General features: G+C 73.1%; 21 protein-coding genes and 1 riboswitch. Of the genes, 6 read left to right on the forward strand and 15 right to left on the reverse strand.

Annotation, left to right across the window (positions count from 1 at the left end; translation table 11 throughout):
- Window positions 1–191 precede the first annotated feature (191 nt).
- Genes N8I86_RS07995 through N8I86_RS08025 form a run of 7 tightly spaced genes read right to left on the reverse strand, consistent with a single transcriptional unit; the run spans window position 192 to window position 4,931 of the window.
- Window positions 192–644 carry a PH domain-containing protein gene (locus tag N8I86_RS07995; RefSeq protein ID WP_073899320.1) on the reverse strand — a complete coding sequence of 151 codons (453 nt, stop codon included), beginning with the start codon at window positions 642–644 and terminating at the stop codon, window positions 192–194.
- Between the two features lie 13 nt (window positions 645–657).
- A complete protein-coding gene (hisG, locus tag N8I86_RS08000; RefSeq protein ID WP_073899322.1) occupies window positions 658–1,506 on the reverse strand; it encodes an ATP phosphoribosyltransferase in 849 nt (282 codons plus the stop codon).
- Window positions 1,507–1,561: 55 nt separating this feature from the next.
- The gene (locus N8I86_RS08005) at window positions 1,562–1,834 is read right to left on the reverse strand and encodes a phosphoribosyl-ATP diphosphatase (protein WP_023552153.1); all 273 of its coding nucleotides are present in this window, start codon (window positions 1,832–1,834) and stop codon (window positions 1,562–1,564) included.
- 33 nt (window positions 1,835–1,867) lie between these two features.
- Window positions 1,868–2,353 (reverse strand): 6,7-dimethyl-8-ribityllumazine synthase, encoded by a 486-nt coding sequence (gene ribH / locus N8I86_RS08010; protein ID WP_073899324.1) that lies wholly within the window; start codon window positions 2,351–2,353, stop codon window positions 1,868–1,870.
- A 21-nt stretch (window positions 2,354–2,374) separates the two neighbouring features.
- On the reverse strand, window positions 2,375–3,688 hold the full coding sequence (locus tag N8I86_RS08015; RefSeq protein ID WP_073899326.1) for a bifunctional 3,4-dihydroxy-2-butanone-4-phosphate synthase/GTP cyclohydrolase II: 1,314 nt from the start codon (window positions 3,686–3,688) through the stop codon (window positions 2,375–2,377).
- Window positions 3,685–4,326, reverse strand: a complete 642-nt coding sequence (locus N8I86_RS08020) for a nicotinamide mononucleotide transporter family protein (protein ID WP_073899327.1) — start codon at window positions 4,324–4,326, stop codon at window positions 3,685–3,687. Before N8I86_RS08020 ends, N8I86_RS08015 begins: the two co-directional genes overlap by 4 nt.
- Window positions 4,323–4,931: a riboflavin synthase gene (locus tag N8I86_RS08025; RefSeq protein WP_073899328.1), complete on the reverse strand. Its 609-nt coding sequence runs from the start codon at window positions 4,929–4,931 to the stop codon at window positions 4,323–4,325. Before N8I86_RS08025 ends, N8I86_RS08020 begins: the two co-directional genes overlap by 4 nt.
- 161 nt (window positions 4,932–5,092) lie before the next feature.
- A riboswitch (FMN riboswitch) is annotated at window positions 5,093–5,223 on the reverse strand.
- A gap of 334 nt (window positions 5,224–5,557) precedes the next feature.
- On the opposite strand from N8I86_RS08025, the gene N8I86_RS08030 reads away from it, so the two are divergent.
- The gene (locus N8I86_RS08030) at window positions 5,558–6,310 is read left to right on the forward strand and encodes an SDR family oxidoreductase (RefSeq protein ID WP_263277480.1); all 753 of its coding nucleotides are present in this window, start codon (window positions 5,558–5,560) and stop codon (window positions 6,308–6,310) included.
- A gap of 562 nt (window positions 6,311–6,872) precedes the next feature.
- Here N8I86_RS08030 and N8I86_RS08035 read toward each other — a convergent pair.
- The gene (locus tag N8I86_RS08035) at window positions 6,873–8,339 is read right to left on the reverse strand and encodes an ROK family transcriptional regulator (protein ID WP_263277481.1); all 1,467 of its coding nucleotides are present in this window, start codon (window positions 8,337–8,339) and stop codon (window positions 6,873–6,875) included.
- Between the two features lie 159 nt (window positions 8,340–8,498).
- Between N8I86_RS08035 and N8I86_RS08040 the strand changes: the two genes are divergently transcribed.
- Both N8I86_RS08040 and N8I86_RS08045 read left to right on the forward strand, forming a co-directional pair.
- Complete coding sequence (locus N8I86_RS08040; protein ID WP_123438536.1) at window positions 8,499–9,713, forward strand: MFS transporter; 1,215 nt, start codon at window positions 8,499–8,501, stop codon at window positions 9,711–9,713.
- A 52-nt stretch (window positions 9,714–9,765) separates the two neighbouring features.
- Complete coding sequence (locus N8I86_RS08045; RefSeq protein ID WP_263277482.1) at window positions 9,766–10,320, forward strand: hypothetical protein; 555 nt, start codon at window positions 9,766–9,768, stop codon at window positions 10,318–10,320.
- A gap of 202 nt (window positions 10,321–10,522) precedes the next feature.
- Here N8I86_RS08045 and N8I86_RS08050 read toward each other — a convergent pair whose 3' ends face one another.
- A complete protein-coding gene (locus N8I86_RS08050; RefSeq protein ID WP_073899340.1) occupies window positions 10,523–10,981 on the reverse strand; it encodes an acyl-CoA thioesterase in 459 nt (152 codons plus the stop codon).
- 104 nt (window positions 10,982–11,085) lie between these two features.
- The gene (locus N8I86_RS08055) at window positions 11,086–12,354 is read right to left on the reverse strand and encodes an alginate lyase family protein (RefSeq protein ID WP_263277483.1); all 1,269 of its coding nucleotides are present in this window, start codon (window positions 12,352–12,354) and stop codon (window positions 11,086–11,088) included.
- A gap of 138 nt (window positions 12,355–12,492) precedes the next feature.
- On the opposite strand from N8I86_RS08055, the gene N8I86_RS08060 reads away from it, so the two are divergent.
- From N8I86_RS08060 to N8I86_RS08070, 3 genes are all read left to right on the forward strand, one after another.
- Window positions 12,493–13,884 carry a uracil-xanthine permease family protein gene (locus N8I86_RS08060; RefSeq protein ID WP_073899344.1) on the forward strand — a complete coding sequence of 464 codons (1,392 nt, stop codon included), beginning with the start codon at window positions 12,493–12,495 and terminating at the stop codon, window positions 13,882–13,884.
- Window positions 13,885–14,252: 368 nt separating this feature from the next.
- A complete protein-coding gene (locus tag N8I86_RS08065; protein ID WP_073899346.1) occupies window positions 14,253–14,939 on the forward strand; it encodes a DUF5995 family protein in 687 nt (228 codons plus the stop codon).
- A gap of 119 nt (window positions 14,940–15,058) precedes the next feature.
- Window positions 15,059–15,988, forward strand: a complete 930-nt coding sequence (locus tag N8I86_RS08070) for an LLM class F420-dependent oxidoreductase (RefSeq protein WP_073899348.1) — start codon at window positions 15,059–15,061, stop codon at window positions 15,986–15,988.
- 33 nt (window positions 15,989–16,021) lie between these two features.
- Here the strand turns inward: N8I86_RS08070 and N8I86_RS08075 are convergent, their stop codons facing one another.
- From N8I86_RS08075 to N8I86_RS08095, 5 genes are all read right to left on the reverse strand, one after another.
- On the reverse strand, window positions 16,022–17,719 hold the full coding sequence (locus N8I86_RS08075) for a flavin monoamine oxidase family protein (RefSeq protein ID WP_073899350.1): 1,698 nt from the start codon (window positions 17,717–17,719) through the stop codon (window positions 16,022–16,024).
- A gap of 47 nt (window positions 17,720–17,766) precedes the next feature.
- The gene (locus N8I86_RS08080) at window positions 17,767–18,555 is read right to left on the reverse strand and encodes a carbon-nitrogen hydrolase family protein (RefSeq protein ID WP_263277484.1); all 789 of its coding nucleotides are present in this window, start codon (window positions 18,553–18,555) and stop codon (window positions 17,767–17,769) included.
- A gap of 295 nt (window positions 18,556–18,850) precedes the next feature.
- A complete protein-coding gene (locus N8I86_RS08085; RefSeq protein ID WP_263277485.1) occupies window positions 18,851–19,231 on the reverse strand; it encodes a DUF742 domain-containing protein in 381 nt (126 codons plus the stop codon).
- A 6-nt stretch (window positions 19,232–19,237) separates the two neighbouring features.
- A complete protein-coding gene (locus tag N8I86_RS08090; protein ID WP_079192735.1) occupies window positions 19,238–19,675 on the reverse strand; it encodes a roadblock/LC7 domain-containing protein in 438 nt (145 codons plus the stop codon).
- Complete coding sequence (locus tag N8I86_RS08095; protein ID WP_263277486.1) at window positions 19,665–22,241, reverse strand: nitrate- and nitrite sensing domain-containing protein; 2,577 nt, start codon at window positions 22,239–22,241, stop codon at window positions 19,665–19,667. Before N8I86_RS08095 ends, N8I86_RS08090 begins: the two co-directional genes overlap by 11 nt.
- Window positions 22,242–22,251 lie beyond the last annotated feature (10 nt).

Here is a 22,251-nt window from a genome sequence, read left to right on the forward strand (position 1 = left end):
TTCCCGGTATGTCGGGCAGGGGCGGCGCAGGTACTACAGGACGATCCGTCCATCGCCGGAGGGAGTCACTCCTCAGTTAGCAGGAACCCCCGGGCGCCGGGTGGCACGCAGGGGCGGAGGCGCAGCGAAACGCCTCCAGTCACCAGATTAATCAAGACACGGGCCGGTGGGGCAGGGCGGACGGCCCCGAGTCAGCCCTGATCTTGTGCGCGGCGGGCCGTGGAGCGGGTCTCGACGAGTTCCCGCAGGGTGCGCGCGTCGGCGACGGCCCGCTGTCTGGCGAGGCCCGGCTGGATGCCGAGAGCGGGCAGGCTGGTGCCGTCGCTGAGGTTGAGGAACACCCAGGGATCCCCCGGACGGAGGTTCACCTGGACGATCTCCGCCCAGTCCAGGCGGCGCCTGCTCGCGATGTTGACCACGGTGACGCCGGACTCGTCGGCGACGACCCGCACCCGGGCGATCTGGGCCAGCGCCCAGAAGCTGAGCGCCCCGGTGAGGACGAAGGTGAGCCGCTCCCCCGGGCCGAGCTCGAGCAGCAGCGCGATCCCGGAGATCACCACGAAGATCACGGCGCCGGCGGTGAGCAGGATGGCCCGGGTGTGGCCCGGCCGGAAGGTGACGGGAAGCGTGGGAACGTCGGACATCTGTGGCGTACCTCTAGAGGCGGCAGGCGTGGATGGCCGTGGTCAGGATGGCGCGGGCGCCGATGGCGTAGAGGTCGTCCATGATCCGCTGCGCCTCCTTGGCGGGGACCATGGCGCGGACCGCGACCCAGCCCTCGTTGTGCAGCGGGGACACGGTCGGGGACTCCAGGCCGGGGGTGAGCGCGACGGCCTTCTCCAGCTGCTCCACCCGGCAGTCGTAGTCCATCATCACGTAGGTCCGCGCGACCAGGACGCCCTGGAGGCGGCGCAGGAACTGCTGGACCTTCGCCTCCTCGGAGTCGGCGCCGGTGCGGCGGACGACGATCGCCTCGGACTTCATGATCGGCTCGCCGAAGACCTCCAGGCCGGCGTTGCGCAGGCTGGTGCCGGTCTCGACGACGTCCGCGATGACCTCGGCGACGCCCAGCTCGATGGCGGTCTCGACGGCGCCGTCCAGGTGGACGACGGAGGCGTCGACGCCGCGGTCGGCGAGGTGCCCGGCGACGATCCCCTCGTAGGAGGTGGCGACCGTCCTGCCCTTGAGGTCCTCGATGCCGTCCGCGGTGCCGGGCTTGGCGGCGAAGCGGAAGGTCGAGCGGGCGAAGCCGAGCGGAAGGATCTCCTCGGCGTCGGCGCCGGAGTCGATCAGCAGGTCACGGCCGGTGATGCCGATGTCGAGCTTGCCGGAGGAGACGTAGATCGCGATGTCGCGGGGGCGGAGGTAGAAGAACTCGACCTCGTTCTCCGGGTCGACGATGCGCAGTTCCTTGGACTCGCGGCGCTGCTGGTAGCCGGCCTCATGCAGCATCTCCGCCGCAGGGCCGGACAGGGAACCCTTGTTGGGGACGGCGATGCGCAGCATGAGGTCGGCTTCCTTTGCGTGAAGGGGTTTCTTGCGGCTGGTGCGGAGGGCGGGCCTACAGGTGGGCGTAGACGTCGTCCAGGGAGATCCCGCGGGCGACCATCATCACCTGGACGTGGTACAGCAGCTGCGAGATCTCCTCGGCAGCCGCCTCCTTGCCCTCGTACTCGGCGGCCATCCAGACCTCGGCGGCCTCTTCGACGACCTTCTTGCCGATGGCGTGGACGCCCTTCCCGACCAGTTCGGCGGTGCGGGAGGTGGCGGGGTCGCCGTGGGCGGCCTTCTGCTGGAGCTCGGTGAAGAGCTCCTCGAACGTCTTCTTGGACATGGTGGTCCCACCCTACGCGGTTCGGGCGGTGCCTCAGTGCCAGGGTTCAGATACTGAGCGGAGCGTGGCCGCGGTCGCCACCGCCGCCGTCACCGCCTCGTGCCCCTTGTCCTCGTGGGAACCCTCGATACCGGCCCGGTCCAGGGCCTGTTCCTCGGTGTCACAGGTGAGCACGCCGAAGCCGACGGGGACGCCGGTCTCGATGGACACCTGGGTGAGGCCCTGGGTGACGCCCTGGCACACGTAGTCGAAGTGGGGGGTGCCGCCGCGGATGACGACGCCGAGGGCGACCACCGCGTCGTAGCCGCGGCCCGCGAGGACCTTGGCGGCGACCGGCAGCTCGAAGCTGCCGGGGACGCGGATCAGCGTCGGCTCGTCGATGCCGAGTTCGTGCAGGGCGCGCAGGGCGCCGTTCACCAGACCGTCCATCACCTTCACGTGCCACTGTGCCGCGATGACGGCGACCCTGAGGTCGCTCGCGTTGCGTACGGACAGCTCCGGTGCACCCTTGCCGCTCACGTCTCTCCTAAGTGCTTTCGCTTACTGGTTGCCGCAGGTGGCCGCGGGCGCGGCCGCGGGAGCCGACACGGCCGGCGTGTCCAGCCAGGGCAGGTCGTGTCCCATCCGGTCCCGCTTGGTGCGCAGGTAGCGCAGGTTGTGCTCGCCGGCCTGGACCGGCATCGGCTCGCGGCCGGTGACCCGCAGACCGTGGCGCAGCAGCGCGTCGGTCTTGTCGGGGTTGTTGGTCATGAGCCGGACGCTGCGGACGCCGAGGTCGGCGAGGATCTGCGCGCCGGCGCCGTAGTCGCGGGCGTCGGCGGGCAGGCCCAGTTCCAGGTTGGCGTCGAGGGTGTCACGGCCCTGCTCCTGGAGCTGGTAGGCCCGCAGCTTGGACAGCAGTCCGATGCCGCGTCCCTCGTGGCCGCGCAGGTAGACGACGACACCGCGGCCCTCCTCCTGGATGCGGGCCAGGGAGGTGTCCAGCTGGGGGCCGCAGTCGCAGCGCAGGGAGCCGAAGACGTCTCCGGTGAGGCACTCGGAGTGGACGCGGACGAGGACGTCCTCGCCCGTGCCGATCTCGCCGTGCACGAGGGCGACGTGCTCGACGCCGTCCAGGGTGGAGCGGTAGCCGTAGGCGGTGAAGGTGCCGTGCGCGGTGGGCAGCCGGGTCTCGGCCTCGCGGCGGACGGTGGGCTCGCTGCCGCGGCGGTAGGCGATCAGGTCCTCGATGGAGATGATCGTCAGGCCGTGCTTGCGGGCGAAGGGGATCAGTTCGGGCAGGCGCAGCATGCGGCCGTCCTCGCCGGCGATCTCCACGATGGCGCCGGCCGGGCGCAGGCCCGCGAGCCGGGCGAGGTCGACGGCGGCCTCGGTGTGGCCGTCGCGGACGAGGACGCCGCCGGGCCGGGCGCGCAGCGGGAAGATGTGGCCGGGGCGCACGAAGTCGGTGTGCTCGGCGGTGCCGTTCGCCAGCAGCTGGAGCGTCGTGGCGCGGTCGGCGGCCGAGATGCCGGTGGTCACGCCGTGCGCGGCGGAGGCGTCGACGGAGACGGTGAACGCCGTCTTCATCGACTCGGTGTTGTCCTCGACCATCTGCGGCAGGCGCAGCCGGTCCAGCTCCTCGCCCTCCATGGGGGCGCAGATCAGGCCACGGCACTCGCTCATCATGAACGCGACGATCTCGGGGGTCGCCTTCTCGGCGGCGATGACGAGGTCGCCCTCGTTCTCGCGGTCCTCGTCGTCGACGACCACGACCGGGCGGCCGGCCGCGATGTCCGCGATGGCCTGCTCCACGGGGTCGAGTCGGAAGTTCTCGATGTCGTCCGTGCGGTACAGGATCGGTGCCGAGGTCATGCCGGCGCTCCTTCCAGGACGGGCTGCGGGCTCCTGCGGGAGCGCAGCCACCAGTCGCGCATGCCCCACAGGACGAGTGCGCCGTAGATGACGTAGACGAAGCCGGAGAACGCGTAGCCGTTGGCGAAGTTGAGGGGTACGCCCACGAGGTCGACGAGCAGCCACGCGAACCAGAACTCGACCATGCCCTTGGCCTGGGCGTACATGGCGACGACGGTGCCGACGAAGATGTAGGCGTCCGGCCAGGGATCCCAGGACAGGGACGGGTAGGCCGTGAAGAGCAGGGCCACCGCGACGGTTCCGGCCGCTGCCGCGCCGAGCATCGCGGCCCGCTCACGCCAGGTGGCGAACCGGGGGACGATGTGGCCGTCCACGGCCCGGTCCTTGCTGCGCTGCCACTGCCACCAGCCGTACAGCGCGACCGCCATGACGACGACCTGCTTGCCGGCGCTGCCGGTGAGGTGGCCGTAGAAGGCCGCGAAGAGCACGAGGCCGGACAGGAACTGCACGGGCCAGGTCCACAGCGAGCGGCGCCAGCCGAGGGCGAGGGTGATGAGGCCGAGGATGTTGCCGACCATGTCCGACCAGATGATGTGCTGGCCGAAGAGGGTGAAGGCCTCGGAGTTCAGCCAGTTCACTTGGTGGCTCCCTGCGCGCGGTCGCCGAGGAGGCGCTCGACGTACTTGGCGACGACGTCGACCTCGAGGTTGACGGGGTCACCGGGCTGCTTGTGGCCGAGGGTGGTCAGGGCGAGGGTGGTCGGGATGAGGCTGACCGTGAAGTGGTCGGCGCCGGCGTCGACCACGGTGAGGCTGATGCCGTCGACCGTGATGGAGCCCTTCTCCACGACGTAGCGCGCGAGGTCCGCGGGGAGCGAGACCTTCACGATCTCCCAGTTCTCGGACGGGGTGCGGGCCAGGATCTGCCCGGTGCCGTCCACGTGGCCCTGCACGATGTGCCCGCCGAGGCGCGCTCCGACGGCCATGGGGCGTTCGAGGTTGACCCGGGAGCCGACGGCGAGGGCGCCCAGGCTGGAGCGCTTGAGCGTCTCGGCCATGACGTCGGCGGTGAACTCGTCGCCCTCGTGTTCCACGACGGTGAGACAGACCCCGTTCACGGCGATGGAGTCGCCGTGCTGCGCGCCCTCGGTCACGACGGGGCCGCGGAGCCGGAAACGGGAGGCGTCGCCGAGATTCTCGACGGCGGTGATCTCACCCAGTTCTTCGACGATTCCGGTGAACACTTCCCGGGTCCTCCTGCCTCATGGGGGCACGGACTCCGGGGCCTGTCGAAGACGACAGAATCAACGGGTGAACACACATCGGGGGCGACGCCGAAGAGGACGCGCCCGCGTACGGACGAGTCCAGATACGGCGGCGCGCACACATGACGCATGCCCGCCCGCCGCGCACTGCCTCCCATCCGGACTTTAACCGTCGGTCCAGGAATTTCACCTGGTCAACCGGCCGCTGGAAGCGGTCGGGTCGCGGACTGTAACCGCCGGTTCGGACTTTCACCGACCCCGGAGTGCGCTGCTTCTGGTACACGGCCAGTGTGCCACGCCGGACGCTCACCCAGACAGGGGGCGGGTGTGGGTTCGCTCACAGTGCGTGCCACGGGCCTTGCTCCGCGCAGTACCGCCGGTCAACTTCCGCATCGAGGTGGCGCGTTGACGTTGGCTCGAACCCATTGACCACACTGGTCTAGTCCTTTTAGGGTGCGGGCGGGCCCGGCGGCGGTGACGACGGCCCTTGCCCGCCGCCGGGTCGTGTCACGGTGCCATGTCACATTCGCGGGGCCGTCCCACGTCCCACTTCCCGAAGGGTGCCCCCAGGGGTGCCGCGGTGTCCTGAGGGGACGGAGAACAGCATGACCACCATCCTGGTGACCGGCGGGACCGGAACGCTCGGCCGGGTCGTCACGGACGAGTTGCGGGCGGGCGGGCACGAGGTGCGGGTGCTCAGCCGGCACGCGCGGCCGTACGCCGTCGATCTGCGCGAGGGCGGTCCGGGGCTGGACACGGCCCTGGCGGGCGTGGAGACGGTCGTGCACTGCGCGAGCAGCCCAAGGGGCGGGGACGAGAAGGCGGCCGCGCATCTGATCGAGGCGGCGCGACGGGCCACGGTGGGGCACCTCCTCTACATCTCCATCGTCGGCGTCGACCGGGTGCCGTTCGGCTACTACCGGAGCAAGCTCGCGGTGGAGCGGCAGATCGAGGACTCGGGGCTGGGCTGGACGGTGCTGCGCACGACCCAGTTCCACGACCTGGTGGTCTCCGTTCTGCGGGGGCTGGCCAAGTCGCCGGTCCTGGTGCTCCCCGCGGGGGTGGCGGACCAGCCCGTCGAGGTGACGGAAGTGGCCCGTCGCCTGGCCGAGTTGGCGATCGCCGCACCGGCCGGGCGGGTGCCCGACATGGGCGGTCCGCAGGTGCGCTCGTTCGACTCGCTGGCGCGGTCCTACCTGCGGGCCACCGGCCGGCGCCGCCCGATCGTGCGACTCCCGCTCTTCGGCAAGGCCTACGGCGCCTTCCGCGCGGGCGGTCACCTGGCACCGGACCACGCGGTGGGCAAGGTGAGCTTCGAACAGCACCTGGCGCACCGCTTCGGAGACGGGCGGGGATGAGCCGCGGGCTCCAGGGTCCGGCCGCCACGCGGCGTCGGGGCGAGGTTGCCGCGCCGCCCGGCCGACGGACGGTGACTTGAGCACCGCTCGGAAAGCGGGGAGGCGGTGCCGAGCAGAAGCGGGCGCATCGCTACCGGACGGGACGGGCCCACGCCGCATGCGGCGTGGGCCAGCCGGCAGACGGTGCGGAGCGAGACCTGGGCGCCGCTCGGAAGGGCGGGGAGGCGATGCCGAGCAGAAGCGGGCGCACCGCTACCGGACGGGACGAGCCCACGCCGCATGCGGCGTCGCCCAGCCGGCAGACGGTGCGGAGCGAGACTTGGACGCCGCTCGGAAAGGGCGGGGAGGCGATGCCGAGCAGAGTTGAGCGCATCGTTTCCTGAGGGCCGGCCCCGAGCCATATGCGGCCTGGACCAGCCGGCAGACGGTGCGGAGCGAGACTTGGACGCCGCTCGGAAAGGGCGGGGAGGCGGTGCCGAGCAGAAGCGGGCGCACCGCTTCCGTAGGGGGCTGCCCCGAGCCGCGGGCTCCCCTGTCCAGCCGGAGGCGATGCCGGCCGGCCCTAGTGGCGTTCCGGTGGGGCGAAGAGTTCGTCCTGGGCGCGCTCGCGGGCGGTCAGCAGGGCTCCGCGCAGTACGGCCGTGCCGCCGAGGCTGCTGGCCCGCACCTCGGTGGCCAGCGGGGACATGCGCCGCAGCCGCTCCTGCACGAGCCGCGCGAGCACCGCTCCCCCAGCCTGCCCCACCTCCCCGCCGAGCACCACGCAGCCGGGGTCGAGGACGGCCACGACGGAGGCGACACCCACGGCGATCCGGTCGGCGAGCACGCCGAGGAAGCGGGCGGCGAGGTCCGGGTCCAGGGGGGCGGATCCATCACCGCCGAAGGCGACAGCCGCGTCCACCGAGGCGGATTCACCGAGGGCTGAGCCCCCGTACCCGGCCTCCGCCGACGAGCCGGCCGCCCCGCCGGCACCAGCACCGGCACCGGCACCGGCACCGGCACCCTCGGCCCCGTCCGCGGCGGCGGCCCCGGCAACGGAAGCCGGTCCGCCAGGCGCGAGCCGCCCGCGCCCCGCGTCCAGCGAGCCTGCAGCCACCCCATCCGCACCGGCGGAGCCGTCGGCCTCGGCGGTCGTCCGTGCCGCTCGGCGGACGATCGCCGCCGCGCCCGGGCCGTCGGGTGTCGCGGGGGCCGGCAGGCCCAGCCGGACCGCCAGCGCGCCGATCGCCGCCGCACCGGTCAGCGAGTGGAAGCCGCCGTCGCAGTCGGTCGCCGACGGCAGGGACGTCGTACCCGGGACCGGCAGGAAGCCGATCTCACCCGTGCCGCCCGAGGCGCCCCGGCGCAGGATGCCGTCCAGGACGACCGCGGCGCCGACACCGTGCCCCAGCCACAGCAGGACGAACGTCTCCCGGTCCCGGGCGGCGCCCTCACGCTGTTCGGCCAGGGCGGCCAGGTTGGTCTCGTTCTCCACGGTGACCCGGGCACCGGGCAGCCGCTCCTGGAGGGCCGCGGCCAGGTTGCGGTGCCAGGCGGGCAGCCCGGCGGAGTCGCGGAGGTCGCCGGTGGCCGGGTCGATGAGACCGGGCGCGCCGATGCCGACGGTGTGCAGCCGGTCGGCCCCGGCCTCCTTGGCCGTCCGCTCCACCGCCGCCACCGCCTGCTCCACGGCGGGACCGGTGCCCGCGTCGCCGCCGATCGGCACGGACGCCTCGGCGAGGACCCGCCCGACCAGGTCGGAGACGAGCACGAGGACGCCCTCGGTGCGGACGTCCAGGGCGGCGAGATGGGCCCGGCCGGCGACGATGCCGTAGAGGCGGGCGTTCGGGCCCCGGCGCTGCTCGCCTGACTCGCCGACCACCGTGATCAGCCCGGAGGCCGTGAGACGTTCCACGAGGTCCGCGACCGTCGGCCGGGACAGCCCGGTCAGCTGCTTCAACTGCCCCGCGGTCAGCGGGCCTTCCTGCTGCAGCAGCCGGAGGGCGACCCGGTCGTTGATGGCCCGGGCGGTGCTCGGTGATGCGGGCATGACGGGAATCCTCCCAGATCGCTGCGACCGGGCCGCCCGTCGGTCCCCCGAGCCGCGCCGGCGGGGGGCGGAATACGACCTATCTATCAGGCAGGGTCCCTGATAGTTTACGGCGCGTGCCGCACGGCGGGTGGGGAACTCCCGGGGAGGGACTGGAGCATGGGTGACGTGGGTTACGCACGCGACGAGGTCAGGCGCGCCCGGTACGCCGTGGCGGCCGTGTTCGCCGTGCACGGCGCCGTGACCGGCTCCTTCGCGACCCGTGTGCCCTGGATCCAGGACCACGCCTCGCTCGGCGCCGGCCAGTTGGGGTTCGCGCTGGCCTTCACGGCGTTCGGCGCCTCGTGCGCGATGCCGCTGGCCGGCCGGATCAGCCACCGCTTCGGGAGCCGTACGGCGCTGCGCGGGCTGCTCACGCTGTGGACGCTGTCGCTGATCCTGCCGTCCCTCGCGCCGAACCTGTACACGCTGTGCCTGGCCATGTTCGCCTACGGCGCCACCGCCGGGATGGCCGACGTCGCGATGAACGCGCTCGGCGTCGAGATCGAGCGGCTGCTGGAGAAGTCGATCATGTCGGGCCTGCACGGCATGTGGAGCGCGGGCGCGCTGGTCGGCTCGGCGGCGGGCACGCTCGCCGCGCACCTCGGTTCCGACGCGCGCCTCCATCACGCGCTCGCCGCGGCGGCCCTGACCCTCCTGGGCCTGCTGGCCTGCAACTGGGTGCTCGACCTCCAGCCGGCCGAGGACGAGGAGCCGCCCCCGCGGTTCGCCCTGCCGCCCCGCTCCGCGCTGCTGATCGGCACGGTCGGCTTCTGCGCGGTGTTCGCGGAGGGCGCGAGCCTCGACTGGTCGGCGGTGTTTCTGCGGGACCGGCTGGACGGTTCGGCCGGTCTGGCCGCGGCCTCGACCACCGGTTTCATGCTGACGATGGCCGTGGCCAGGATCGCCGGGGACGCCGTGGTGAACCGTTTCGGCGCGGTCCGCACGGTCCGGGCGGGCGGGATGCTGGCCGTCCTCGGCGGGCTGCTGATCGTCCTCGCCGGCCATCCGGCCGTGGCGATGGGCGGGTTCGCGCTGATGGGTCTCGGCATCGCCGTGGTCGTCCCGCTCTGCTTCGCGGCGGCAGGACACGCGGGCCCGAATCCGAGCCAGGCCATCGCGGGCGTCGCGACCATCACCTACACCTCGGGGCTGATCGCACCGAGTCTGATCGGGGGGGTTGCCCAGGCGACCAGCCTGGTGGTGTCGTTCTGCGTGGTGACGGTCCTGGCGTCCGGGCTCGCGGTGTTCGCGGGCGTCCTGCGCACCGCCGAACGCGGCGGCCGCAAGGAGATCAGCCCGCAGGCCACGGCGGTTCCCGACCCACGCCCCTGACGGCGCCGCGCCCCGGCACGTCGGGTTCCGACGTTCCCGGACAGGAGACCCGTTGTCCCCCACCTCGCCGTCCGCCCCCGCCCGTGCCGGGCTGGCGACCGCCCTCCTCGTACCGGCCGCCTTCCTCGGCGGATGCTCGCTCATCGGCGGCGACGGCTGCCACGGCACCGGCGGCGACCTGAAGCGGCTGGCCGCCGAGCCGGTGCTCGGCACGGCACCCGCCCGCGCCGCGGAACCCGCCAACTACCGCGGCACGGGCGTGACCACCGGCTGCGACGACGACAGCAGCGGTGCGCCCTGGCTGCACGCGGACCGGCTGTACGCCTTCCCGGGCGGCCCCGGTGACGTCGTCGCGCACTACACGAGGGCGGCCGCCGCGGCCGGCTGGCGCCCCGAACGGGACCCGAGCGCCGTGGCGGCGCCCGCCTCCGTGGAGGGCGCCTGCTGGACGAGGACCGAACACGGCCGGCATCTGCTGCTGACCGTCGACTTCCGCACCGGATACATCTCCCCGGCACCGGAGGTGGGTTCGGGCATCGCCTTCGAGGTGTCCGCCGGCAGCAAGGCGGACGGCAGCGGCGGGGGCGAGGCCACCTGCTGGCACTAGGGCCTGTCGTTTGGATCATGCCGGCGTCGCGGGGCGTGGCACGCGCATCTGCGGCGTTGTCGTCGGTTGTCGACGCTCCGCGCCGCCGCCCTCCTCCGCCTTGCAGCTGCACGCACCACGCCCCGCTCGGGTCGGCCGACAAGGCACCGTGAGCCAGGCCGGCCTGATCCAAACGACAGGCCCTAGCCGTGCCCGGCCCGGTTCAGTCCGCGGCCCGCAGCAGTTCCTCGCCCACGGCCCGGAAGGCGTCGCTCCACGGCGCGGGGCGCAGGGTCGCCGAGTCCAGCCGGACGAGTACCCGGGTGCCCCGCGCGTAGGTCTCGCTCCCGTCGGCCGAGCAGAAGCGGAAGCCGTAGGTCAGACCGGTGGTGCCGAGCCGCTCCAGCCAGAGGTGCACGGCGTAGGTGCCGGGGCGGGTGACCGGTGCCTCGTAGCCGATGGTGAGCTCGCGGACGGCGTTGCACGCGTCGCCGGCGGCCGCCCAGTCCCCGTCGAAGCGGACGCCGTGCTCGTTCCAGAGCTCGGTCCAGGCCCGCTCGACCATCAGCGGGTAGCGGGCGTTGTGCAGGAGGCCGAGCGCGTCGAGGTCGTCGAAGTGGACGGTGACGGGAATCAGCCGGCCGTGGGACACCACGGGGGCGGTCGGGGCTTCGGCGGTCACGGAAGGGCTCCTGGGCGTCGCTGGCGGGGTGGGGCACGCCCACCCCCGGGCGCTTTCCATACTAAGCGACCGCTCAGAAGCCCGGCGCACCGGGAAGTGCCTGGTCAGCCCGCTATCGAGTCCAGCTGCTCGGCGGCGGGCCGCAGGGCCCACAGATCTCCCCCGGGCGGGGCCTCCAGACGCGGGACGGCCGCCTTCGCCGCCCGGTCGCCGGCGTCCGCCGCCGCGTGCACGACATCGGCCGCCGCGTACCGGAGGAAGTCCAGCTCGGGGTGCGGCCAGCGTGCGGCGCCGGTCGCGGCCGGCAGCAGGTAGTCGACGGCCTTGACCAGGCTCTGCCCGTCGGGTCCGCGGTAGCGCCAGAGGTCCACGCCCACGTGCCGGCCGATGGCCGCGAGCCGGGTGTACGCGACGAGGTCGAAGGTCGAATAGTGCCAGCTGCGGGTGCGGGCGAGTTCCTGCGGCTGGCTGCCGTCGCCCGCGATCTGCGGGTCGATCCGGGCGGTGCGCGCGGCCAGCACGGTCCGCCGGGCCAGGGCGGTGTCCCCGGTGGCGTAGGCGAGGGCGGCGAGCTGCAGGTCGTAGAAGGTGCCGTGGTTGTTGGCGGCCGCCCCCTCCTGCCGGCCGAACTCGCTGTTCTCCAGCCAGTCAAGGAAGCCGGAGTTCCACTCGCCCATCGCGGCGCGGTCCGCGCCGGTCCAGCCGGGTGCGCCCGTGGCGAGGATCGCCTGGGCGTCCAGCACGCTGGTGTACGACTGCGAGAAGTCGATGACGCCGATGGCCCGGCCGTCGTACTTGCAGGGGATGAACTGGGCGTGGTCCAGGTTCGGGTTCATCCGGGTGGCCGGGTCCAGGAACCAGGTGCGCAGGATGTCCCCGGCCTTCACGGCGTAGGCGCGGCCGCCCGTGTAGTACCAGGCGAGCGCGAGGTCGTACGTGGCGTCGAAGACCTTCTCGGCGTCCTGGCGGTCCGTGCCGGTGTCGACCTCGGGATTGCGCTGCCCGTCGCGCTGGACGTACGGGCAGCCCCAGGGGTTGCCGGCCGTCGGAGTGGTCGTGGGCCACCAGTAGGGCGCCTGGCTCAGGTAGTCGTGGACGTCGCCCCCGGGCGCCGGCCTCGGCTTGTCGACGACCGTCCAGGGGCCCTGGTCCAGCCAGGCGTCGGCACGGGTCATGAGGTCCTTCAGGGTCCGCCGCAGCCGGGGGTCGTGATCGAGGCCGGCCCGCGTCCGCTGGAGACGGGCGCCGTCGAGGACGGCGGTGCGCGGGGCCCCGGGGGCGGCCGGGGCGGCGTGCGCGGAGGGGGCGAGCAGGGCTGTCGTGAAGGTCACCACGGCGGCGAGCAGCAAGGCCGCACGGGGGCTTCCTCTCATCGGGCACTCCGATCCCGGGAGCGAACGTTCAGATAGATGAACGAAATTCATGAATGGGACCATGCGAGCGTAGAGCCGCGAGGTACACGTGACAATGGTTCGGACCGTCTTCACGTACAGAGAAAGCGAAACCCCACCATGGATCTCGGCGTGCGCTGGAAGCTGCACGGTGACGGGCGCACGCCCGCGCCCGGAGCGGTGGTACGCCCCGACGAACGGCTCTCCTGGCCCCGCACGGTCGGACTGGGCGCGCAGCACGTCGTCGCGATGTTCGGCGCCTCCTTCGTGGCACCGGTGCTCATGGGCCTGGACCCCAACCTGGCGATCATGATGTCGGGCGTGTCGACCGTGATCTTCCTGCTCGCCACCCGCGGCCGGGTGCCCAGCTACCTCGGCTGCTCCCTGTCGTTCGTCGGCGTCGCCGCGGTCATCCGCGCGCAGGGCGGCACGAGCGCGACCGTCACCGGCGCGGTCTTCGTCGTCGGTGTCGCGCTCTTCCTGGTGGGGCTCGCGGTGCAGCGCTTCGGGGCGCGGATCATCCACGCGGCGATGCCGCCGATCGTCACCGGCGCGGTGGTCATGCTGATCGGCTTCAACCTCGCCCCGGTCACCGCCTCCACCTACTGGCCGCAGGACCAGTGGACGGCGCTGCTGGTCATGCTGTTCACCGGACTGGCCGTCGTCTGTCTGCGCGGTTTCTGGTCACGCATCGCGATCTTCCTGGGGCTGCTCTTCGGGTACTTCGTCTCCTGGGCGTTCGACCGGATCTTCGGCAAGATCCACTCGATGAGCCCCAGCGGCAAGATCACCGACCACTGGCGGCTGGACCTCTCCGGCGTCTCGCAGGCCGACTGGATCGGCCTGCCCTCCTTCCACGGGCCGACCTTCCAGTGGTCGGCGATCCTGGTCGCGCTGCCGGTCGTCATCGCCCTGGTCGCGGAGAACGCGGGACACGTGAAGGCCGTCGGCGAGATGACCGGCGACCCCCTGGACGACAAGCTCGGTACGGCAATCTCGGCCGACGGCGTCGGCTCCATGCTGTCCACCGCGGTGGGCGGCCCGCCGAACACCACCTACTCCGAGAACATCGGGGTCATGGCGGCGACCCGCGTCTACTCGACCGCCGCCTACTGGGCCGCCGCCGGCTTCGCGCTGCTCTTCGGCATCTGCCCCAAGTTCGGCGCGATCGTGGCCGCGATCCCGGGCGGGGTCCTCGGCGGCATCACCGTCATCCTCTACGGCATGATCGGCCTGCTCGGCGCCCAGATCTGGATCAACGCCAAGGTCGACCTGCGCAATCCGCTGAACCTGGTCCCGGCCGCCGCGGGCATCATCATCGGCGTCGGCAACGTGAGCATGAAGTTCTCCGACACCTTCTCGCTCAGCGGCATCGCGCTCGGCACCCTCGTCGTCATCACCGGCTACCACGCCCTGCGCGCCTTCGCCCCGGCCCATCTGAAGCAGCAGGGGCCGCTGCTGGACGAGGGCACGTCCCGCTACGACGACCGCGACCCACGCGCCAAGTCGTAGGCGCACGACGGCGTGAGCTCCCGGCCGGGCCCGGCAGCCGTGCGGCTTCACCCGCGGGCAGGCCGGTGGTCCGCGCCGGGGGCCCGGCGGTCGTAGGCGATCTCGTGGGCCGTGCTCCGGAAGCCGATCCCGGTGACCGCCGCGGCCACCGTCGCCGGCAGTCGGTGCCGGACGGCTCGGCCGCGTGCGGCCCGCCGCCCGGCCGACCGCAGGGCACACGGGCCGCTCCCGGTGCCGTTCCCCCTCCACCGCGAGTCCGCCTGACGTGCGCGCGGTGCCGCATCCCGTACGGCCCCGCGTTCCCCCGATCCGGCGAAGCCCCGGGCCGGTCGGCACACCGGTCGGCCCGGGGCTGGGACCCTTCCCCCATGGCGCAGCCGGAAGACCTCATCACTCCCGTCGACGCGGTCCTCTCCCGGATGCGCGCCCTCGACGCGGCACTGCCCGAGCGGGACGGGGTCGCCGTGTTCAACCGCGTCTACCTGGCCGTCACCGAGGAGTTCGGACGGCACCTGCACGGCGGGAGGTTCACGGACCCGCGGGCGGCGATCGCGCTGGACGTGCGGTTCGCCGAGCGGTATCTCGCGGCCGTCGACACGGCGGCCGCGGACCGCCGTCCGCCCGCCTGCTGGCGGCCGCTGTTCCAGCTCCGCCACCACCCCGGGGTACGCCCCCTGCAGTTCGCGCTGGCGGGCATCAACGCGCACATCGGGCACGATCTCGCGCTCGCCGTGGTGGACGCCTGCCGCACGCTCGGCTGCGAACCGGCCGAGCTGGAGGACGAGTTCGACCGCGTGGGCGATCTCCTCGTCTCGCTGGAGGAGCGCGTCCGCGAGGAGCTGATGCCGGGCCCCGACCTGCTCCAGCTCGCCGATCCGCTCACCCATCTGCTGGGCTCCTGGAGCCTGGAGCGGGCCCGGGACGCCACCTGGGCGGCGGCGCGGGCGCTGTGGGCACTGCGCCGCTGCGGGGACGTGGCCGAGGAGTTCACCGAACGGCTGGACGCGGCGGTGGGGTTCGCCGGGCGGATGCTGCTGACCCCGCTCGCCTGCTGATCCGGCCCGCCCTCCACCGGCCACCGCGGCCCGTCGGCGCCCTGGTGTGCCGTATGCGGAACTCTTCCGTCCCGGCGGGGAGTTGAACTGCCGACACCCGACCGCAGAGGAGCGACTGCATGGCGACCCGGCTCGGACTCGGACTTCCCCAGATGCGGCAGTACTCGATCGGCGACGACGTCCCGAGGGTGGCGCGCGCGGCCGAGGAGATCGGCTACGACAGCCTGTGGGTCTTCGAGCGTGCCCTGTTCCCGGAGCCCGCCACCCAGGGCCTGTACGGCATCGAGGGCCTGCCCTGGCCCGACCGCTACCGGGCGGTGGCCGATCCGCTGGTCACCCTCACGCTGGCGGCGGCGGCCACCCGGCGGGTGGAGCTGGGCTCCAGTGTGCTGGTGGCACCGCTGCACCTGCCGTTCCAGCTCGCCAAGGCCCTGGCCACGCTGGACGCGGCCAGCGGCGGCCGGGTGGTGGCCGGCCTCGGCACCGGCTGGTCCCTGGACGAGTACGCAGCCTCGGGCGTCCGGCCCTTCGAGGAACGCGGCAGGGTGCTGGACGAGACCATCGAGGTGTGCCGCGCGGTGTGGGGCCCGGATCCGGTGGTGCACGAGGGCACGGTCACCCGGATCGCCTCGGCGGTGGTCGGGCCCAAGCCCGCCCGGCCGATCCCGATCCTGCTCGCCGCGGGCAACGGCAGGGCCCTGCGCCGGCTGGTCGACCACGCCGACGGCTGGCTGCCCACGGGCACCGGCGCGGAGCAGGTCGCCGCCCAGTGGCGGCGGTTGCGGGACATGGCCGAGGAGCGCGGGCGCACCGGGCCGATCCGGACGGTGCTGCGGGCGAACACCGGCGTGCGCGCCAAGCCGTACGAGGGCGCCGACCGCAGGCCCTTCCAGGGCAGCGTCGACCAGATCGTGGCCGATCTCGTGGACCACGCCCGGATCGGACTCGACGAGATCCTCGTCGACCTCCAGGGCGAGGCGCGGGACGCGCGGGAGCTGACGGACGTCGCCGCCGAGGTGTTCGAAAAGGCGCGGGCGGCCGGAGTCTGAGGCCGGCCGGCCGCGCCTTGGTCCTTGTCCCGGTCAGTCCTCGGGAAGCTCCACCGGGGCGATCTCGTCGTAGACGTCACCCGGGCCCGGGTTGACCGCGTCGGTCTCGCCGCCGAAGTGGTGCATGACGCCCCAGACCGCGTTCAGCGCGGTCTGGATCGCGCCCTCGGCCCAGCCGGCCGTCCAGGAGATGTCGTCGCCGGCGAGGAAGATGCCGCGCTTGTCCTCGGGCAGCCGGTCCTGCATGAAGTGCGTGAACAGGCGCCGCTGGTAGCGGTAGTGGCCCGGCAGGTTGGCCTTGAACGCGCCCATGAAGTAGGGCTCGTTCTCCCAGGAGACGGTCACCGGGTTGCCGATGATGTGCTTCCGGATGTCGACCTTCGGGTAGATCTCGCCGAGCGACTTCAGCATGACCTCCATCCGCTCGTTCGCGGACAGTGGGAGCCACTTCAGGCTGTCGTCGCACCAGGTGTACGACAGGCAGATCACGGCCGGCTTGTCCGGGCCGTCGTCCAGCAGGTAGGTGCCGCGGGTCATGCGGTCGGTGAGCGTCATCGACATGACGTCCCGGCCCGTCTCCTCGTCCTTGTCCAGCCAGAACGGCCGGTCCACGGGCACGAAGAGCTTCGAGGACTCCATGTAGTGGGTGCGCTCGATCGCCGTCCAGTGGTCGATCGGGAACAGCGAGTCGTCGCAGGCGATCTTGGACAGCAGCATCCAGGACTGGGCGGTGAAGATGGCCGCCTTGAAGGTGCGGATGTCGCCGTTGGCGTCGGTGACGGTGATCTGGTTGCCCGCCGTGCGGTGCAGCCGGGTCACGGCCGGCTTCGGCTCGCCGTCCGCGTGCAGGGACTTCAGCGAGGTGCCGTACGGCCAGTGGACGATCTTCTCCGGCTCGCGCTCCCACAGGCGCAGCGGCAGCTGCTGCGAGCCGCCGACGATGCCGCGGTGGTGGTCGTCGGCCTCGGTGTAGACGACGCGGAGGATCTCCAGGATGGAGTTCGGGAAGTCGGTGTCCCAGCCGCCGGTGCCGAAGCCGACCTGGCCGAAGATCTCGCGGTGCCGGAAGGACTTGAAGGCCTCGGAGTCGCAGAGGAAGCCGTAGAAGGTCTGGTTGTCGAGCTTCTCGACGAGCTGCGCCCAGATCTCGCGGATGCGCGGGACGTCCCGCTCGCGCATCGCGCGGTTCATGTCGGAGAAGTCGGCGCCGTCCTCGAGGCACTTGTTCCAGGCGGCGGCCACGTCCCGGTAGACCTGGGGCAGGTCCTCGACGGTCTCGGCGTAGTGCGACTCGCCCTTGAGGTCGACCACGGTCGACGGGGTGGCCTCGGCCAGCGGGTTCGGGAACGGCGTGGTCTCCAGGCCGACCAGGTCGATGTAGTGCTGAAGGGCGGTGGAGGACGGCGGGAACCGCATGGCGCCCAGCTCGCAGTTGAGCTCCTCGTCGCAGCCCTCGAAGCCGACGGTGCGCAGCCGGCCGCCGAGCTGGTCGGCCTCGTAGACGACGGGCTTGAGGCCCATCTTCATCAGCTCGTACGCGGCCACGATGCCGGACAGACCGCCGCCGATGATCGCGACCTCGGCGCCGTGCTCGGTCGCCGGTATCTGCCCGAGGCCCGCCGGGTGGGCGAGGAAGTCGTCGTAGGCGTAGGGGAAGTCCGGGCCGAACATGGTGATCGGCGGCTGCTGCTCGTCGGTGTGCTCGACGGCGTTGGGCACCGTGGACGTCATGGGGTACGGACTCCTTGCGCGGGTGGATCGGAGAGGGCTCGGGGGGGTCAGACCAGGGATCCGTACAGGCCGGGGCGGCGGTCCTTCAGGTACGGGTTGGCCTCGCGGGAGGCGGCGAGGAAGGCCGGGTCGACGTCGGCGACGACCAGCTCCTCACCGCGGCCGGCGCGGGTGCGGGCGATCCCGTCGGGCCCGGCGAGGGCGGAGAGCCCGAAGAACTCGAACTCGCCCTCGGCGCCGACCCGGTTGACGTACGCGACGTACATCTGGTTCTCCCAGGCACGCACCGGCACCATGGACTCGGCGACGAACTGGAAGGGGTGCATGTTCGCCGTCGGCACGACGAGCAGGTCGGTGCCGGCCAGGGCGTGGGCGCGGGCGTTCTCCGGGAACTCGACGTCGTAGCAGATCATGATGCCGACGGTCAGGCCGCCCAGCCGGGCCTGGACGAGCGACTGCTCGCCGGGCGTGAAGTGCTCGCGCTCGGCGCAGCCGAAGAGGTGGGTCTTGCGGTAGTTCGCGAGCCGGGTGCCGTCGGTGGAGATCAGCTGGGCGGAGTTGAAGACGGTCTCGCCGTCGCGCTCCGGGTAACCGTAGGTGATCGCGACGCCGTGCCGGCCGGCGATCTCGGCGATCGCGTCGGCGGACTCGCCGTCGGCGGGCTCGGCGAGGCGGGCGATGTCGTCGCCGATCGCGTACCCGGTCAGGAACATCTCCGGCGCGACGAGCAGCACGGCGCCCGCGGCGGCGGCCCGGCCCGCGGCGGCGTCGAGGACCTTGAGGTTCTCGGCGACGGAGCCGGGGCGGCCGGAGCTCTGGAGCAGGGCGGTGCGCATGCGGGGTCCTCACCGGAAAAGGGTTTTTGGGGGCCAGAAGAAAGGTACGTTCGGGGCGCTCGGCCGGACAAGAAGGAGCCGTTGCGCGCCGGTGCGCGGTTTGTTGCGTGCACCACGGGTTCGGCGGCGATTCGTTGCGCGGCCGTCGGGCCGGCGCCCCCGCGGGCGGGGGCTCGGGCGCGGGCAGGGGCTCGCGTGGGGACCGCCGCCGCCTCTGCGGAAAAAGACCGCCGTCGGTTCACCGGCCGCGTCCCCGCTGGTCAGCTCCGGTACGGCGGTCGCCTCGGCGCCCGTGCTAGAGCTGCCGGAGCCGTTGGACGATCTCGCGGAGCAGGACCGGGTCGGTGGCGGTGCCGTCGGGTCCCGCGCGCCGGGGCTCGTCGATGCGGATCAGGTCCGCCGCGGCCAGGTCGCCGAGGAGGACCCGGACGACGGTGAGGGGGAGGTCGGCGTCCGCCGCGAGCTCCACCACGGGGCGGGGGCCGCGCCGGACCAGTTCGAGCAGGGCCGCACCGGCGTGGTCCACGGCGTGATCCGGCCCGTCGGTGTCCAGCGCGGTGACCCGGGACATCAGGTCGACGGTGTGCCGGCCGTCGGGCCGGGTACGGCCCCGGGTCACGGTGTAGGGGCGCACCATCGACCCGGTCTCGTCCTCGTACCAGTGCTCGTCGCTCACGCCGGTTCAGGAGCCCGATCGGGCCGCGGCGTCCAGGTGGCTGCCGAGGCGGCGGACGAGGAGGGCCATCTCGTGGGCGAGCTGACCGACGTCGGTCCGGGCCTCGCTCAGCACGGCGAGCCTGCTGCCGTGGCCGGCGGGGGTGATGAAGAGGTAGGCGTCGTCCAGCATCACCATGGTCTGCCGCACCTCGCCCGCCGCGAACCGCTCCCCCGCCGATCTGGCCAGGCCGTGGAAGCCGGAGCAGATGGCGGCCAGGTGCTCGATGTCGCGTCTGCGCATGCCGTCGGAGCTGCTCAGCGGCAGTCCGTCGGCGGTGAGCAGCACGGCCTGGCGTACGTGGTCGGTGCGTGCGACGAGGTCGTCCAGCAGCCAGCCCAGGTCCGTGCCGGGCGCTCCCGCGGGCACGTCGGTCTGCTCGGGGTTGTGATCGTCACCGGGCATCGTCGGTGTCCGTCCCTTCGTCGGCGTGGGTGGTCGGGTCGGCGGCCCGGGCGGGCGTCCCGTCCGCGACCGGCTCCCCGGTCGCGGGGAGGCCGTTGCGGCCGCGGTCGAGGCCCCGCTGGAAGGCGCCGAAGATCGCGCGCATCTCCTCGGGGTCGAGGGCCCGCTCGGGCGCGGCCCCGGGGCCGGCCGGATCGTCGCGCAGCTCGGGGGCCAGGGCGGCCTGGCGGGTCCGACTGGGCAGCGAAGGCAGCGCCGGCGTGGCCGCGGCGGGTTCCCGAGCGGGAGATTCCGGGCCGGGAGATTCCTGAGCGGCAGGCGCCGGGGCGGGAGGTTCCTGAGCGGCAGGCGCCGGGGCGGTTGGCGCCGGGGCGGCGGAGTCCCGCTCCGCGACCGGTCCGGCGGGTGCCGGCTCCGGCCGCGACCGCGCCCGCCTCCTCGTCGGCAGCTCCCGCACCGGGGCGATCCCCTCACCGGTCCGCGGCCCGGGAAGCCCACGCGCCGCTCGGACACCGGTCGCCGGGCCCCCGGTGCCCGCCGGCGGCGCGCCGGTGGCCGTGTCCGCGGTGCCGTCCGGCCCCGGCCGTGCTCCGGCTCCCCGGCCCGTCTCCGCCCGCGTCACCGGCCGGCGTACGTCCGCCCCGGCCCGCGCCGGCTCCGGTTCCGCCAGCACGCTCTCGGGCAGCAGCACCACCGCCGTCGTACCGCCGTACGGCGAGTCGCGCAGGCTCACCTCGATGCCGTGGAGGGCGGCGAGGCGGCCGACGACGTACAGGCCGAGCCGGTCGTGGCGGGTCGGGTCGAAGGCGTCGGGGTCCGTGAGGGTGCGCTGGGCCTCGGCCCGCTGCCCGGCGTCGAGGCCGAGGCCCCGGTCGTCGATCTCCAGGACGAAGCCGCCGCCCACCCGGCCGGTGCGCAGAGTGACCTGGGTGTGCGGCGGCGAGAACACCGTGGCGTTCTCCAGCAGCTCGGCGACGAGGTGCACGACGTCGGCGACCGCGTCCGCGGCCACGCCCGTCTCCGGCATCGGCGGCACGACCACGCGCGCGTAGTCCTCGATCTCGCCGACGGCCGACGCGACGACGTCCGCGACGGGCACCGGCCTGCGCCAGCGGCGGCCGGGCGCGGAGCCGGACAGGATGATCAGGCTCTCCGCGTGCCGGCGCATCCGGGTGGTCAGGTGGTCGATGCGGAAGAGCTCGCGCAGCACGTCCGGGTCCTCGGTGCGCCGCTCCAGCGTGTCGACGAGCTTCAGCTGGCGGTGCACGAGCGCCTGGTTGCGCCGGGCGATGTTGAGCAGGACGGCGAACAGACCGCGGCGCAGGGTCGCCTGCCGGACCGCGGCCTCCACGGCGGCCAGGCGGGCCGCGTTGAAGGACCGGCCGACCTGCCCGATCTCGTCGTCGCGCACGTCGTCGGCGGCGAGCGGCGGGGCCTCGGCGACCGCGTCCACCTCCTCGCCGGCGCCCAGTCTCCGCATGACGTCGGGCAGTTGGCGCTGCGAGAGGACGTCGGCGGCGTCCCGCAGGGTCTCCAGGCGCCGGGAGATCCGCCGGGCGCCGCGCACCGCGAACCACAGCGACAGGGCCACGGCGGCCAGCCCGACCGCGCCGACGACGGCCGCCTTCGTCAGCTCCCGGTAGGCGAAGGCCCGTCCGCGCGCGGCGGAGTTCTCGGCGGACCGGGTGCACAGCAGCATGTACCGCTTGACGGCCCGGTCGGTGGTGGAGCGCCAGCTGTCGGTGGCGACGGCCCGCCCGGCACCGGCGGCACCGGAGCGCAGCAGCGCGTCCTCGCCCCCCTCCAGGGAGCGGTGCAGGTCGTCCCGGGCGAACCGCTCGAACAGGGCCCGCGAGTCCGCGGGCAGGTCCGGCACGTACGTCCGCTCGAAGACGCGCCGGTCCTCGATGGCCGCGGTCAGGCTGTCGTACTGCCGGTCGGTCAGCGTGCCGGCCGCGCGTGCGCCCGCGACGAGGGCGTCCTCCCGGGAGACGAACTCCCGGACCCGGACCAGCTCGACGACGACCTGTGCCTCGCGGGCGAGCTGTCCGGCCTGGAGCGCGGTGAGCGTGGACTGCACGTCGAAGCCGGGCTCGACGAGCGCGCTGTACTCGTCCACGGCCCGGTCCCAGCTGAGCCGCCGGGACAGGACGCGTTCGCGCAGTGCCTCCAGTCTGCCGGTGGCCTTCACCATGGTGTCCAGCGCCTGCCGCTGACGGTCCGTGAGCCGGTCCCGGTCACCGTCCCGGACCGCCTGCCGCATGGCGTCCACGGCCCGGTCGGTGCGCCGCTGCTGGCCGAGCAGCCGCCCGGCGGTGGTGGTGTCGAGGCGGCCGCCCAGGTAGGTGGCGGACATCCGCCGCTCGATCTGGATCTGCCCGATCGCGGTGTCCACGGGGGTGCCGAAGTCCTCGTACACCCCCTGGAGCCGGACCAGCGCGCGCAGTTCGGCGGTGACGGACACCATGGCGAAGCTCCACAGGGCCATCAGGGCGACGGCGGGGGCGAGCGCGAGCGCCACGATCCGCGCACGAACGGTGGTGGGACGGCCGAGGGGCCAGCGCATGGAGACCTGC

This window comes from Streptomyces albidicamelliae (assembly GCF_025642175.1).
GTDB classification, from domain to species: Bacteria; Actinomycetota; Actinomycetes; order Streptomycetales; family Streptomycetaceae; genus Streptomyces; species Streptomyces albidocamelliae.

Coding starts and splice junctions, on each gene's coding strand:
- N8I86_RS08075 (WP_073899350.1), bottom strand. CDS start 17,719: ATGACGTCCACGGTGCCCAACGCCGTCGAGCACACCGACGAGCAGCAG.
- N8I86_RS08065 (WP_073899346.1), top strand. CDS start 14,253: ATGGCGCAGCCGGAAGACCTCATCACTCCCGTCGACGCGGTCCTCTCC.
- N8I86_RS08030 (WP_263277480.1), top strand. CDS start 5,558: ATGACCACCATCCTGGTGACCGGCGGGACCGGAACGCTCGGCCGGGTC.
- N8I86_RS08090 (WP_079192735.1), bottom strand. CDS start 19,675: ATGCCCGGTGACGATCACAACCCCGAGCAGACCGACGTGCCCGCGGGA.
- hisG (WP_073899322.1), bottom strand. CDS start 1,506: ATGCTGCGCATCGCCGTCCCCAACAAGGGTTCCCTGTCCGGCCCTGCG.
- N8I86_RS08070 (WP_073899348.1), top strand. CDS start 15,059: ATGGCGACCCGGCTCGGACTCGGACTTCCCCAGATGCGGCAGTACTCG.
- N8I86_RS08055 (WP_263277483.1), bottom strand. CDS start 12,354: ATGAGAGGAAGCCCCCGTGCGGCCTTGCTGCTCGCCGCCGTGGTGACC.
- N8I86_RS08040 (WP_123438536.1), top strand. CDS start 8,499: ATGGGTGACGTGGGTTACGCACGCGACGAGGTCAGGCGCGCCCGGTAC.
- N8I86_RS07995 (WP_073899320.1), bottom strand. CDS start 644: ATGTCCGACGTTCCCACGCTTCCCGTCACCTTCCGGCCGGGCCACACC.
- N8I86_RS08060 (WP_073899344.1), top strand. CDS start 12,493: ATGGATCTCGGCGTGCGCTGGAAGCTGCACGGTGACGGGCGCACGCCC.
- N8I86_RS08095 (WP_263277486.1), bottom strand. CDS start 22,241: ATGCGCTGGCCCCTCGGCCGTCCCACCACCGTTCGTGCGCGGATCGTG.
- N8I86_RS08035 (WP_263277481.1), bottom strand. CDS start 8,339: ATGCCCGCATCACCGAGCACCGCCCGGGCCATCAACGACCGGGTCGCC.
- N8I86_RS08005 (WP_023552153.1), bottom strand. CDS start 1,834: ATGTCCAAGAAGACGTTCGAGGAGCTCTTCACCGAGCTCCAGCAGAAG.
- N8I86_RS08080 (WP_263277484.1), bottom strand. CDS start 18,555: ATGCGCACCGCCCTGCTCCAGAGCTCCGGCCGCCCCGGCTCCGTCGCC.
- N8I86_RS08015 (WP_073899326.1), bottom strand. CDS start 3,688: ATGACCTCGGCACCGATCCTGTACCGCACGGACGACATCGAGAACTTC.